Origin of the sequence: Pedobacter cryoconitis, from assembly GCF_014200605.1 — a bacterium.
GTDB classification, from domain to species: Bacteria; Bacteroidota; Bacteroidia; order Sphingobacteriales; family Sphingobacteriaceae; genus Pedobacter; species Pedobacter cryoconitis_B.
The window spans coordinates 719779-734751 of the sequence record NZ_JACHCE010000002.1 but is presented as its reverse complement, the minus strand read 5'-3'; the positions used below and the strand labels follow the sequence as shown (position 1 = coordinate 734751).

Below are 14973 nucleotides of genomic sequence, written 5' to 3'. Positions count from 1 at the left end.
TTATTTAGAAAAGTCTAAAATTTCGAAGCGACTCCTGCTTTAGGTAAAGATTTTTTAATAAAGTCTCTCAGATCGTCATTTCCTTTTTGCAGATCAGCACTTCTTAAATACATCATATGGCCTCCTTCATACCCTTCCCAGCTCATTCTATCCTTTAATTTCCCTCCCGGATCCATTTGCCACATGCTATATTTTGCATTAAAATAATCACATGCACCATCAAAATAACCAGATTGTACAAACAGATGCAAAGCAGGATTTTGTGCCATTGCATCCCGTAAATTCTCTGCAGTATGGTTTCCTGTATTATCCCATGGATAAACAGAGCCAAACATATTATATTTCAGGTCAGTCTTATAATTGAGTTCATTGCGGATATACATATTAATTGCAGGCGTAAAAGAATGTAACCAGGAACTCAGCTCTGCATTATAATCAGGCCCTTCCCCTGCATCCTGTCTATCCATCCCGCGATATCTTGAATCCAGCCTGCCGATGGTAAAGCCCTGATCACGCAGTAATTCTTTCCAGAAAAAATCAGCTGGTACGTCCAGGTTATGCTGTAAAATAGTTTTTTCACTAATGCCGGCATAGGCAGCCATTTTTGCTGCAATTACTTTTTTCTGTTCCTCACCCAACTGGCTTCCTTTAGCTAGAGCAGGGATCAGTTCATTCATCGTAAACTGTTCTACTTCCGGTAATAATGCCCTTAAAGCCCGGTCCTGAAATTCAGGTTTCAACATTTTATGATACCATGCAGCAGCAGCAAAATAAGGTAAACGTAAAGCAGCAGACAGGGCGTCTCCTCTTTCTATCCCAAGCGTAGTTGGTGAAACCAGTACCACACCATTCAAATACATCCATTGCGAATTTTGAAGTTCCAGGGCTAAACCAGAGACACGGGCAGTACCATAACTTTCACCAATCAGAAATTTAGGAGAACCCCAGCGGTTATTGCGGGTTACAAAAGTATTGATCCACTCTGCCAGATATTTAATATCCGCATTGACGCCAAAAAACTTACTACCCGGAATATCTTTATTAATTGCTCTGGAATAACCCGTATTTACAGGGTCGATATAGACAATATCAGCCACATCCAGTATAGAGAACTTATTCTCTTTATATCCATAAGGCTGCACTGGATACCCCTGGTCATCAATATTCAACAATACAGGCCCGGTATAAGCAATATGCATCCATACTGATGCAGAACCGGGACCACCGTTAAAAGAGATCACCAGTGGCCTGTTGGTTTTATCTTTGACATCTGTTCTTTCATAATAAGTATAAAACAGGCCAGCTATAGCTTTACCCGCCTCATCCCATACTGGTAAAGTGCCGGTAATCGCTTTATAAGGGACACGCTGTCCTTTAATGGTAACCTGATGCTGTGTAACTACTGCACTTTCTGTAACTATTTTACGGGAATTTACTTCACTGTTTGCTGAACTATCAGCTTTCTTAGTTTCAGGAACAGGTTTGATTGGCTGCATCTTTTGTGCAGTCGCCGTATAGCAAACACACAATCCAGCCAGGATTAACGTATAAAATATCTTCATTTCAATCGGATTGTTTAGGTCCTCAAATATCAAAATAAGATCAGAAATCTATGTTAATCCCTTAAAAATGTTACTCTTCCGAATATTATCCCCTTACTCAGCATAAACAGATATTTACTTTTCTTTACTTCCCTGTATATATAATACAGAGATTGCGCCCAGGATCATAAATATTCCGGCAAGAACAATCGCGTAAATAGCTTCTCCATGATAAAACTGCTTCACAATGATCCCGCCAAAAATACCATTGACAATTTGTGGCATCGTGATAAAGAAATTAAATATTCCCATATAAACACCCATTTTACGCGGAGGTATCGCACTCGATAAAATCGCATAGGGCATAGAAAGGATACTCCCCCAGGCAAGGCCGATACCAATCATAGAATAGATCAGATAATCCGGATTACTAATAAAATAAATAGACAGCAATCCTGCACCACCCGCCAGTAAAGAAAAAGCATGAGCTACTTTACGGCTGGTTGCCCTGGCGATAGAAGGTAAAATCAAGGCATAAATAGCCGAAACCCCATTATAAACACCAAACAGAATACCTACCCAATTCCCTGCATCAGCAAATTTAACCGAAGAAGTATCGCCGGGAAGCACTTTATAAATATGCTGAGCGATAGCAGGCGTAGTAAATACCCACATCGAAAACAGTGCAAACCACGAGAAAAACTGAACCAGTCCCAACTGCTTCATCGTTAAAGGCATATTCGAGAAATCCGTCAGAATAGACAATAAACCTTTTTGTTCCTCTGCTTCTGGTTCCCCAGCATGGTATAAAGCCATTTCCTCCGGCGGATATTCTTTAGTGGACAATACCGTCCATAAGATCGTAATCAGTAAGATGGCTGCACCCGCATAAAAGGAATAAATTACATTATGCGGCACCTGTCCTGCTGCTGCAACTTTCGAAGCGCCCAGGTATTCAGAGAAGACATAAGGTAGCCACGAACCCGATATGGCACCCGCTCCTATTAAAAAAGTCTGCATCGAAAAGCCAAAACTTCTTTGACTTTCCGGTAATTTATCCCCAACTAAAGCTCTGAAAGGCTCCATCGCCACATTAATAGAGGCATCCATGATCATCAGCATTCCTGCCCCGATAATAATCGGTGGGAGGAAACTCGCCATAGCGCCTGCATTAGGCATCAGGATCAAAGCAATAGCCGTTAAAATTGCGCCAATCAGGAAATAAGGTCTCCTTCTGCCAAAACGGTTCCAGGTTTTATCACTGTAATAACCAATAATCGGTTGTACAATCATCCCTGTTAAAGGGGCTGCCAGCCAGAAAAGGGATAGATGTTCCACATCTGCACCAAAAGTCTGCAGGATTCTTGAAGCATTTCCATTTTGCAAAGCAAAACCAAACTGTATCCCAAAAAAGCCAGCACTCATATTAAAGATCTGTGCATTGGACAATTTTGGTTTGGAGGCAGCGGCTTTATTTAGTTCCATAAGGATTGGTTTGGTTTAGCGGTTCAGGTCTTTCTTAGAATGCGATAATCTGCGCACTCATTGGCAATACCCAGACAGGTACTGTATTCTCTTTAATATCATTTAATTTCTGGCCGGAAAGCTGATCAACAGCGTTAGTAACCGGACGGTTCTGTAAAATCTCTGCCGGAATCTGTACCTGGCTTTCCATCCTGTAATGACGGTCAAAATTGACAAGGATCAGTAAACGCTGATTAGCAGTATAACGGACATAACCATACATCCTTTTGTTCATATTGCCGCCAACCGGGATTTCCCATAACTGACCATTGGCGATAGCTTCCGATGCACCTACAAACTGAAGCAGTTTTTTATAGTAATTTCTCAACTCCTTTTGCGCACCAACTAATTGTCCGCCATCAAAAGCCCCGTTGTTCATCCATTTTTGATGTTCAGGAACACCCCAGTAATCAAAAATAGTAGTCCGGTTATCCTCTCCGCCAAATCCTTCTGCACCTCTGCCCGGTTCACCAACTTCCTGACCAAAATAAGTCATCACCGGCCCGCCGGATAAAGTAGCAGAAACAACCATTGCAGGTAATGCCAATTCGGCTTGTCCGGCAAAACCAGCAGAAGCAATACGTTCCTCATCATGGTTTTCCAGGAAACGCAGCATCTGATCTCCAAAACCCGCACTTTCATGCTGCCATACTTTTCTGATATCATTTACATCGGCCTGATCTTCACTTCTGATTAGTTTCTTCAAACCATCATACAGTCCAACCTTGTCATATAAATAATCAAATTTACCAGTAGTCAGAAACGATTTATAAGTAGAAGGGTCATAAGCTTCCCCGATAAAGATCAGTTCAGGATTTACCTTTTTAACTTCCGGAATTACCCAGTGCCAGAATTCAAGAGGAACCATCTCCGCCATATCACAACGGAAACCATCTACCCCTTTCTTTGTCCAGTAAACCAAAATATCTCTCATTTTAGTCCATACTGCCGGCGTCGGTGCAAAATACTGTTTCGCCCCATTCACCTGATCTACCCCATAATTCAGTTTTATAGTTTCATACCAGTCATCTACCGAAGGGCTTGCTGAAAAAACATTATTTCCTGTTGCTTTAGCAGGCGATTCCGTATAATTCTGCTGCTGCAAAACCGAAAGCGGTGTTTGCTGATCAGATTTCGGGGCCGGAACTACAAAATCCTTTCCCGGTACATAATAATAATCATTGGCCGCACTAAAAGCCACATGTACATCATCCCCCTCTCCGAAATCTTTAACCCCGGCAGGCTTCATCTTTGACTGATACTGACGGGCTACATGATTAGGGACAAAATCAATAATCACTTTTAACCCTTTCTCATGCGTCCTTTTGATCAATGCTTCAAACTCCGCCATCCGGTTAGCCACATTCACTGACAAATCAGGGTCTACGTCATAATAATCTCTTACGGCATACGGAGACCCCGCTCTGCCTTTCACTACTTTCGCATTATTGGCTGGTAATCCGGCACTGCTATAATCCGTTAAAGTCGCATGAGAAATTACCCCTGTAAACCACACATGTGTTGTCCCCAGTTCTTTAATTCCATCCAGGGCCTGCGCTGTGATATCATTGAATTTCCCGCTGCCATTCTGCTGAATCGTTCCGTAAGGAATATTACTTTGCTGCTTATTACCAAATAACCTTGGTAAAAGCTGGTAAATCATTATCTTTTTGTTATTCTGCGCCATACCTCTATTTATAAATCCAGAAAACAGTAAAATAACTATGGTTAAAATCCAGTAACGGGTTTTCATCATACCAATAGCCCTTTGTAATTAATTACTGTTTCACCTGCCGAAACAGGGTGTAACTTATTAAATATATTGATGTGCACCAACTCTTTACTTGTTGTATTGATTATAATTTCATCTTTAGTGACTTTCACATTGAACTGAGTTCCGCGGAATCCGATTGTAAAAGCGAATGAAGTCCATTGTTCAGGAAGGAAAGGATTAAACGAAAGCGTATTCTCTTTGACACGCATTCCACCAAATCCTTCAACAATACTCATCCATGTTCCGGCCATCGAAGTAATATGCAGGCCATCTTCCGTATCATTATTATAATCATCCAGATCTAAACGCGAAGTACGCAGATAAAACTCATAGGCCCGGTCACCATCATTCAGTTTAGCCGCTAAAATACTATGTACACAAGGCGATAAAGAACTTTCATGTACGGTACGTGATTCATAGAAATCAAAATTCCGTTTTAAAGTATCCATGTCGTAGTCATCCTCAAAGAAGTACATGCCCTGTAAAACGTCCGCCTGTTTAATAAAACAAGAACGCAAAATCCTGTCCCAGCTCCATTTCTGATTCAACGGGCGCTCTGAAGCAGGAAGATCCTTTACCAGGATCTGCTCCTTATCCAGATATCCATCCTGTTGTAAAAACACCCCCCGCTCTTCATCATATGGCAGGTAGATATTTTCAGAGATCTTTTTCCAATCTGCAAATTCTGTCGCCTCTTTTAAAGAAGTTTTAGCCACAATAAGCTGATATTGTTCCGGATCTTCTGCGTTCACAATTCCGGCAGCCTCAGCAGCATATTTTAAACACCAGCTGGCTAATGTATTGGTATACCAGTTATTGTTAATATTATTTTCATACTCATTAGGCCCGGTCACACCCAGCATCACGTATTGCTTTTTATCAGCACTCCAGTTTACTCTTTGTTTCCAGAAACGGGCGATACCAATCAATACTTCTAATCCGAATTCTTTCAGATAAGCAACGTCACCTGTATACCTGATATAGTTGAAGATCGCAAAAGCGATAGCTCCATTTCTATGAATCTCTTCAAAGGTGATTTCCCATTCATTGTGACATTCTTCACCATTCATGGTTACCATCGGATATAAAGCCGCACCTTTATTGAAGCCTAATTTCTCTGCATTTTCAATTGCTTTTTCCAGGTGTTTATAACGGTAAACCAACAGGTTTTTAGAAACTTCCTGCGGAGCGGTCGATAAATAGAAAGGAATACAATAAGCTTCGGTATCCCAATAGGTAGAACCTCCGTATTTCTCACCGGTAAAACCTTTAGGACCGATATTCAGACGTGCATCTTTTCCGGTATAAGTTTGATTCAACTGGAAAATATTAAAACGGATTGCCTGTTGTGCAGCTACATCACCCTCTATAATAATATCTCCTTCCTGCCATTTGGTTGCCCAGGCAGCAGCCTGCTCTTTTAATAATTCATCAAAACCTTTAGCTACCGCAGCATTCACCACTTCTTCGGCTCTTGCCTGCAGGTCAGCAGCAGGATAATTTTGTGAAGAAAGATTAGTTGCTATTTTATAGATATCAATTCCTTCATTCTCTGTTAGCACTATGGAAACGCTTTCAGAAAGATATTTCTCAAGATTGGTTGTATCAATAGAAAGCTCAACCGCTTTATCATTTTTAATTACCAGAGTCTTCACCCCTGTAATAACATCAAATTCAGTTTTTTTAGTGCGTAAAGTCAAATAAGTACCCTTTGTACCCTGTACCCTGCTCACCTCATCCCAAAACTTCTCTTCATAGTTTGAATCCTGGTTTTTAACATCTCCATCAATAAAAGAAGTTAAATCCAGTTTTCCGGAAAAGTTTAGCGGGGTTAATTGATAATGTAACGCTGCAACTTCATCATTCGCAATACTGAAGAAACGTTTAGCCTTTACCTGCACTTGTTTACCCGAAGCCAGTTCTGCAGTAAATGTACGTTCCAGGTAACCTTCTTTCATGTTCAGCAAACGCTGGAAAGCTGTTACTTTACATAAATTTAAATCTAAAAGTTCTCCATCTAACCGAAGCTCCAGACCCATCCAGTCTGCAGCGTTCAATACTTTGGCAAAATATTCAGGATATCCGTTTTTCCACCAGCCTACACGGGTTTTATCCGGATAATAAACACCTGCAACGTAGTTTCCCTGTAAAGTATCACCGGTATAAGTTTCCTCAAAATTTGCACGTTGTCCCATCCGGCCATTACCAAGGCTGAATATACTTTCCGATATCTTATTCAAATGAGAATCAAAACCATTCTCAATGATGTTCCACTGTTCTGCTTGTATATAATTCTTCATGTTTACCCTTTTACGCTATGCTTATGCTTTACTAAATTAATCAGCCCTTCGACAGTGATTGTCGAAAGGTCTTTATGAAACTCATCTGCCCCTGGCAAATTCGCTTCCGTTCCGATACCTACTACAGCCATTTTTGCGGCAATTGCTGCCTGTACACCAGCAGATGCATCTTCAAAAACAATACAATCTGCCGGATCTGCATTTAATAATTCTGCTCCTTTAATAAAAACTTCCGGATCAGGCTTTGAAGTCGTCACCGAATTACCATCTACAATCGCATCAAAGAAATGTGCTATTTCAGTTCTTTCCAAAATTAATCCTGAATTCTTACTTGCCGAACCTAAGGCAATTTTAATTCCCTGAGCTTTCAATGCTTTCAGCAAATCCAGTGATCCTGGTAATACTTCCGAGACAGACATCTTACTAATCATATCTACATACCAGCTATTTTTCAAAGTAGCCAGTTCTTCCTTTTCAGCTGCCGTCTTTTCCACTCCACCCCAGTTTAAAATCATATCCAGAGAACGCATTCTATTTACCCCTTTAAGCTGTTCGTTTTGTGCCTCTGTAAAATCAAAACCCAGTGAGTTTGCCAGTTTCTTCCATGCCTGATAATGATAAACAGCCGTATCTACCAATACTCCGTCAAGATCAAAAATGCAGGCTATATTTATATGTTCCATTCTTATTTCTATTATAGATGAAGCTTGCTGGCTCCATGTTACAAAATTTAAATGCTAAGCAATTAAAAATTCTAATTCAATTCCAGTACCAGTGTTGTTTTAGCTGGTACACTAATCGTTTTAACTGTATTTAATTTTTCTCCGCTGATCACATTCACAGCCGAGCCTGTATTTTTCATTCTTTCTGCAAACCTTGAAGTTTCCAGTGTTTTAGCTTTATCTTCATTATTTAAGATCACCATCACATCTTTAACCCCATTTCCTTCAGGAAGGTACCTGAAATAAACATACATTCCATCTTCAGGCACAAATTGCATCATCTTTCCATTTTGCAGTGCGGGACTGTTCTTTCTGTAAACAGCCAGTTTACTTACAAAATTCCATGCTTCATTTTCCTGTGCATTACGGCCGGCAGCAGTAAATTTATCTTTTGCATCACCAGCCCAGCCTCCCGGAAAGTCTGAACGTACCAGTCCATCAGGATCAGAATAGTTTTTCATCAGGATCTCTGTTCCATAGTATAGCTGAGGGATACCACGCATAGTCAATAATAGCGCCATACCTGATTTATACTTATTGATATCTTCTTTGATCATAGAATAGAAACGGCTCATATCATGGTTATCCCAGTAGATTACATTCTTTGTTGCATCCTGATATAGAAAATCCTGTGAAACGATATTGTATAATCTGAAAACACCATCCGTCCAGCCATTTGTCCCGTTCAGCGCTTCATAAACCGCGCTTTTCATCATGTTATCTGTTACACCTGGTAAATGTGTATCAAAACCTCTGTTTACTGTATTTCCCTGTGTAAAGAAAGCCTGTGCTGGTACAGAGTTAACTAAAGTTTCTCCAAAAATAGACAAGTGAGGAAATTCGGCTTTAAGTTTCAGAGCCCAGTCGGCCATATATGCAGGATCATTATAAGCATAAGTATCCAGTCTCAACCCGTCAATTCCGGCATATTCAATCCACCAGATATGATTTTGGGTCAGGTAGTTTTGTACATAAGGATTTCTTTCATTCAGATCGGGCATGCTGGGTACAAACCAGCCATCCAATTGTTTTTTCTTATCAGCTTCCGAAGTATGCGGATCCATAACCGGTTCATCACGGTAACTCGTCTGTGTATAAACCGGCCACTGATTTACCCAGTTTTTCATTGGCATATCTTTAAAGATCCAATGTCCTGTTCCAATATGATTGTGTACTATATCTTTAATCACTTTTAACCCTTTCGCATGTACCTTATCCACATAAGTTTTATATAAAGCATTGGTACCATAACGCGGATCTATTTTATAATGATCTGTTACTGCATAACCATGATAAGAAGCTTTTGCCATATCATTTTCTATCTCCGGAGTCATCCAGATCGTAGTTACACCTAACTCTTTCAGATAATCCAGGTGATTAATTACCCCTTGAATATCGCCGCCATGACGGTAATACATCGAATCACGGTTCAGTGTAGTTTCCGCAAGCCCTTTAACAATATCATTTGATTTATCTCCGTTCGAGAAACGGTCAGGCATTAATAAATAGATAAAATCTTTATCCGTTACCCCCTGAATACGGGCATTGGAATTATCTCTGTTTTTCAATTCATAACTATATTCTGATACTTTCTTCCCTTTATCCATAAAAGAAATCGGGAACTTACCCGCTTTAGCATCCGCAGCAATTTCCAGATCAATAAACAGATAATTTGGATTCTCCACTTTGTGAACTTCAATCAGTTTTACACCAGGATAATTCAGGTTCACGGTATATTCACCGATCCGCTGGCCGTGAACCAATAGCTGAAGTTTAGGGTTTTTCATACCTGCCCACCAGAACATGGGCTCCACATGGTCCGGTTTAGCCTGTGCCCATGCATTTGCAGTAAACAGAACAAATAGTACGATTAATAGTTTCTTCATTTTTAAGGGGGTTTTTAATAGGTAATTACAAACTGTGCCGAAGCATTGTTAAGGATTAAACTCTTAACCTTTGCTCCTTCTGCGGGGTTTGCAGTTCCCTGAGGATCGAAGTGAGAAATTGGTATCATGAACGAATTAAATTCATCCTTGATTTGTTGGCCTTTATTTAATTGAGCTGTTGAACCCGTTATTTTATCTGCTTCACTGAAACCATGAAAAACAATTTTAAGCTGGTTAAATTTCGATGGGAATGATCCTTCTGCCTGCTCAAATATAATACTACGCTTTATAGGATCATAGGTGATTTTACGTTTATAAAAATCACCTTTTTCATAATTAAAAGTCTGACCATCATCTTCATAATATACAAAAGAATTCGTCAAAGCTCCTCTATAAATATGCAGTACCAGGGTATCAGCTGGCTTCTCCTGCGTAGACTGAACCAATGATTGCATCGGTACAATACTGCTCTCTTTCACATATACAGGAAGCTTGTTTTTAGAAAGGCGAAGGATCTTTTCTGTTCCACCAGTCTGTGTTTCATCCGTATACAAATCATACCATAATCCTTTAGGAAAATAGGCATTTCCAAATTCCTTAGTACTTTCAAATGGCAGGACCATAAAGGATTTACCGAACAGGTATTGATTTTGAAATTGCGTATCAAATACTTTTGCATCGAATGTATAATCAATCGCCAGTGTTCTCATCACAGGTAAACCATTCTGGGTAGCTTCGAAAAAAGTTGAATACAGATAAGGCATCAGTTTATAACGGAGATTGATGTAGTTTCTTGAAACTTCCAATACTTCTTCGCCATGTGTCCAGGGTTCAGAAGACTGTGTATTGACAGCAGCATGGTTACGGAAATACGGATTAAATGCACCAATCTGTACCCATCTTGCAAACAGTGAATTACCTGGCGTACCAATAAATCCGCCGATATCCATTCCGGCAAAAGGGACACCACTTAAACCTAAACTATTAATCAGGCGTACCCCTAATAACATATGATCTTCTTCAGGACGGTTATCTCCGGTCCAGATTGCGGTATAACGTTGTAATCCGGCATAACCTGCACGGGTCAAAATAAACGGACGTTTGTTGCCCATAGACGCTTTAGCCCCTTCATAACTTGAACGTGCCATTTGTAACCCGTAGACATTATGTGCCTGTTTATGACTTGCAATTGCACCATCATAGTCAAACAAAACATTATTTGGCATCTTATTTCCCCAGGTAGCAATTTCGTTCATGTCATTCCAGATGCCTGAAACACCTGTATTCGCAAAAAACTTAACTTCGTTTCTCCACCATGATCTTCCTTTTTCGCTGGTAAAATCAGGGAAGTTGCACCAGCCCGGCCAAACCTGGCCAGAGTAATTTGTACTGTCCGGATATTTAATAAAAATATTTTCTTTCAGGCCGCTTTCGTAAGCCTGATAACCTTTTTCTACTTTAATGCCCGGATCTACGATAACCGTTGTGGTAAAACCCATAGCTGCCAGCTTTTTATTCATAGCCAGCGGATTCGGGAAACGTGATTTGTCCCAGGTGAATAATTTATACTGGTCCATATAATGGATATCCAGTGTGATTCCATCTGCCGGAATCTTCTTTTCCCTCAGTGTTTGCGCAATGCGGAAAACTTCTGTTTCAGGGTAATAAGTATATCTGTTTTGCTGATAACCTAAACTCCAGAGCGGAGGCAGGTTCATACGGCCTGTTAAGGCGGTATAAGAGGTAATGATATCTGCCAGACGCTGATGATAGATGAAATAATAGTTCATTTCACCACCCTGCGCACCAAAAGAAGAGAATCTGTTGTTGCTGGCCCCAAAGTTAAAATCACTCTGGTAAGTATTGTCCAGAAATATACCATAGTTTAAACCATGATGTATCCCCATATAAAAAGGTATAGTGGAGTAAATCGGATCTTGTCCGGTCGAATAACCATAGGCATCAAAATTCCAGTTGGTATAACCGCTGCCTTTACGGTCAAGGTTACCTGTTTTCTCGCCAAGGCCAACAAAACGTTCGCCTTCCTGCATTTTTTTGTAAGTCGTTACTTCATTGGATACCCACGAAGTAGTCAGTCCTTTTTCATCCTGACTGATCACTTTATCGTCTAAAGTGTAAAAAGTAATACTATAAGGTTTTTTAGTAATCCTGGCTTTCAGGGAATCGGTCTTTACTGTAATCTCCTGCTCATTCTGAGTAATCGTAACATTGGTTTTAACCGGTTTGGAAATCACTGCATAAGAAAAGTCTTTGCCCAGGTCTTTCTGATCTAATCTGACCCTGATCACAGCAGGACTGTAAACTGTTACTTCTCCATGTGCATGTGTTGTAGTAAAAGATACTTTCTGGCCGGCAATATTCACCGATGTAATATCTCCTGTGCCCAGCACCGGGTTACTTTGTGCAAAGCCCAGAACAGGGAGGGTTAAAAACAACAGCAGCTTAGGGATCGTAGACAGTTTTCTCATATGGATCGGAAAAGTTTAATAGGAATTAACGAAGGAAATGCCCTGAATAAATTCAGGGCATTTCTTATTTTATTGTTTAATCAGACTGTAAGTATAGTTACCCGGAATAGCCAGGTTTAAAATGATCTTGTAAGTTCCTGCTGTGGCAACAGGAATGTTATCACCATTGTATACCGGTTTACCGGTTACTTGTTTACTGATACCAAAATTAATATCATTCGTACCATTGGCTCTGAATTTAAATGAACCAACTGATAGCGCTTTAGTCACTGTCCACACTTTATTAACAGCATCATAAGCCATTGGCGTATCGCTGGAAGCTGAACCTGTCGCATCACCAATTACAGCCCAGACTGTTTTGGTCAGTGAATAAGTCAATGCTTTAGTGTCGGCTTTGACCAGATAATAACCAGCACCATCCTGATGCAGGTTGTCTCCGCCTCCGGCATTCAGTGTACCTGGTGATGAAGTACCATAATTTACGCCATTCCAGTCAGGTTGTGGAGTAAACTTAAAGTCTGTGCTTGCATCAGGGAAATTAATATATCCTTCATAAATTTTATTATCAGTTACCGAAGAGATTTTCGAAGCACTTTTCGGGTCCCAGCCCTGATAAGATCCAGGAACATATAGTGAAGGATAATCGATAATGATCTGATAAGGTGTTACCGTTAGCGTTAATACATTCGAATAAGCAGGTGCAAAAACATCACCGATACTCGCTTTAGCCCTCATTTCTATTTTACCTGCAGTACCAGGAGTCAGTCCAAGCTGGTTAACCAGGTTATTGATTTCGGCAACAGTAAAAGTTTTTGTTAAGGCAGTATTCAATGCTACTTCTTTAGGTCCGCTGAAATTATTGCCGGCAAGATCAAGCTGTACAGCATAGGATATGGCTGCGCTATAATTAAAGGATGATGCTGTCCAGTTCAAAACAACCGCATCTTTCTTCGCACTGGCACTGTCTAATACCAGCGTGCTTTGCGTAGCTGTAAAAACCGGAGCTGTACCATTGCTGGCCACAACTTTAGTCTCATCCTTTTTACATGACACAAATAATAGCATCAAAAGGCTATAGGTCATGGTTTTTATATATAATGATTTCATCTGTTTATCTATTTATGTTTTGTCAGCTGAACCCGACATGATTAATAACCTGGATTTTGAGATAGATTAGGATTGGCAATCAAATCTGCAGATGGCAATGGGAAAATACTGCGGCTTGCATCTGTACCACGCCCAGCTTTAACACCACCTTTATAAGGCCATAGGTAAGAACCATCAGTGAATTTACCAAAGCGTACTAAATCTGTACGTCTGTAACCTTCCCAGAAGAATTCTTTTGCTCTTTCTGCCAAAACATTATCTAAAGTCAATGCACTTACATTTCCAGAATCATTACCATAAGCACGGCGGCGTAAAAGGTTAACATAAGTCAGAGCCTGGCTGGTTGAACCAGCACCACCACGCAGTACAGCCTCTGCATAATTCAGGTAAGCTTCCGGTAAGCGGAACAGCGGGAAATCTATAGAACAGAAAGTTCCATTGTTTGAAGGTGCTGTAACACCTGCTTTATTCACATTTCTGAATTTTATAGCACGTAAACCATCAGTAAATACGGCTACGTCATCATTTGCAGCTTTATCACCATAAAACATGGCTCTTGAATCCGGATTAGAAGTGAAAGCGCCGGTAATCCCAAACAGAGCAGGCAGTGTTGAGCGTGTACGTATACCGCCCCAGCCACCACTTGGTACACCAAAACTTGCAGGGTTCATATCACCGTTGATAGATGCGTTGGTCAGGAAAGTAGTACCACCAAAATTCTGAGTGAAAGTTCCGTCATAGTTGATCGATAAGATCACCTCAGAATTATTCTGATCATTATCAGCAAGGAATAGATTCTTGTAAACAGGATTTAAGGTATAACCAGCTGAGATTACTTTGCTTGCATAAGCAGCAGCCTCTGTATATTTAGCCGTTCCGGTATAAACCGCAGCATTCAGATATACACGTGATAATAACATTTCATCAGCCCCTCTGGTTACTCTTCCATATTCATTTGTAGTTTTTAATTCTGGCTCTATCGCTAACAATTCACTTTCTACATATTTGAACAGATCTGCACGTTTGATTTGCTGAGGTGCAACTTTACCAATGTCATTTGCTTCGGTAATAAATGGTGGGTTACCAAACATATCCATCAGTACCCAGTATTGGTAAGCACGTAAAAATCTGGCTTCCGATCTGTAAGCTGCAATATTAGTCGCATCGGTACCTGTGATATTGCGGGAAGCCAATTTCTCAGGTGTACTTTCACGTAGAAACTCATTGATTACAGTGATCTGGTATAAACTTCTGGTATATAAACCACGCAGAATCACATTATCAGAAGTATAAGTCTGATAGTTTAAATCATAAACTCCAGGATCATTCCATACACAAATACCTTCATCAGAAGTTAATTCCTGTGCATTCCAGTATAAACGGATAAAATCAGAAGCACCAGCGTCAATACCACCAAGGTCACTTGATCCTGAGCCTCCGCCACCTGTGGTAGCGAAACTTCCGTAGATCTTAGCCAAAACTTGTTTGTACCCATCAGGAGTAGAATAAGCGACATCCGAAGTGATATCGTTAGTTGGCTTTAAATTCAGGTCTTTTTTACAAGACGAGAAGGTGGCCAGTAATACGGCCGTAGCCGCAAATATTTTGAATAGATTCTTCATCTCTCTCT

General features: G+C 40.4%; 9 protein-coding genes. All 9 read right to left on the bottom strand.

What is annotated here, in order from left to right:
- Window positions 1-14: 14 nt before the first annotated feature.
- Window positions 15-1562, bottom strand: coding sequence for a S10 family peptidase (locus HDE68_RS09200; protein WP_183881157.1), 1548 nt, complete (start codon window positions 1560-1562; stop codon window positions 15-17).
- Between the two features lie 114 nt (window positions 1563-1676).
- Complete coding sequence (locus HDE68_RS09195) at window positions 1677-3026, bottom strand: MFS transporter (RefSeq protein ID WP_183881155.1); 1350 nt, start codon at window positions 3024-3026, stop codon at window positions 1677-1679.
- A 34-nt stretch (window positions 3027-3060) separates the two neighbouring features.
- Complete coding sequence (locus HDE68_RS09190) at window positions 3061-4752, bottom strand: alpha-amylase family protein (protein WP_183881153.1); 1692 nt, start codon at window positions 4750-4752, stop codon at window positions 3061-3063.
- A 65-nt stretch (window positions 4753-4817) separates the two neighbouring features.
- Window positions 4818-7139, bottom strand: coding sequence for a glycoside hydrolase family 65 protein (locus tag HDE68_RS09185; RefSeq protein WP_183881151.1), 2322 nt, complete (start codon window positions 7137-7139; stop codon window positions 4818-4820).
- Window positions 7140-7141: 2 nt separating this feature from the next.
- On the bottom strand, window positions 7142-7822 hold the full coding sequence (gene pgmB, locus HDE68_RS09180; protein ID WP_183881149.1) for a beta-phosphoglucomutase: 681 nt from the start codon (window positions 7820-7822) through the stop codon (window positions 7142-7144).
- A 71-nt stretch (window positions 7823-7893) separates the two neighbouring features.
- On the bottom strand, window positions 7894-9747 hold the full coding sequence (locus tag HDE68_RS09175) for a glycoside hydrolase family 13 protein (protein ID WP_183881147.1): 1854 nt from the start codon (window positions 9745-9747) through the stop codon (window positions 7894-7896).
- 14 nt (window positions 9748-9761) lie between these two features.
- Window positions 9762-12236, bottom strand: coding sequence for a TIM-barrel domain-containing protein (locus HDE68_RS09170; protein WP_183881145.1), 2475 nt, complete (start codon window positions 12234-12236; stop codon window positions 9762-9764).
- A gap of 69 nt (window positions 12237-12305) precedes the next feature.
- On the bottom strand, window positions 12306-13343 hold the full coding sequence (locus tag HDE68_RS09165; protein ID WP_183881143.1) for a SusE domain-containing protein: 1038 nt from the start codon (window positions 13341-13343) through the stop codon (window positions 12306-12308).
- Between the two features lie 41 nt (window positions 13344-13384).
- Window positions 13385-14965, bottom strand: coding sequence for a RagB/SusD family nutrient uptake outer membrane protein (locus tag HDE68_RS09160; protein ID WP_183881141.1), 1581 nt, complete (start codon window positions 14963-14965; stop codon window positions 13385-13387).
- Window positions 14966-14973 lie beyond the last annotated feature (8 nt).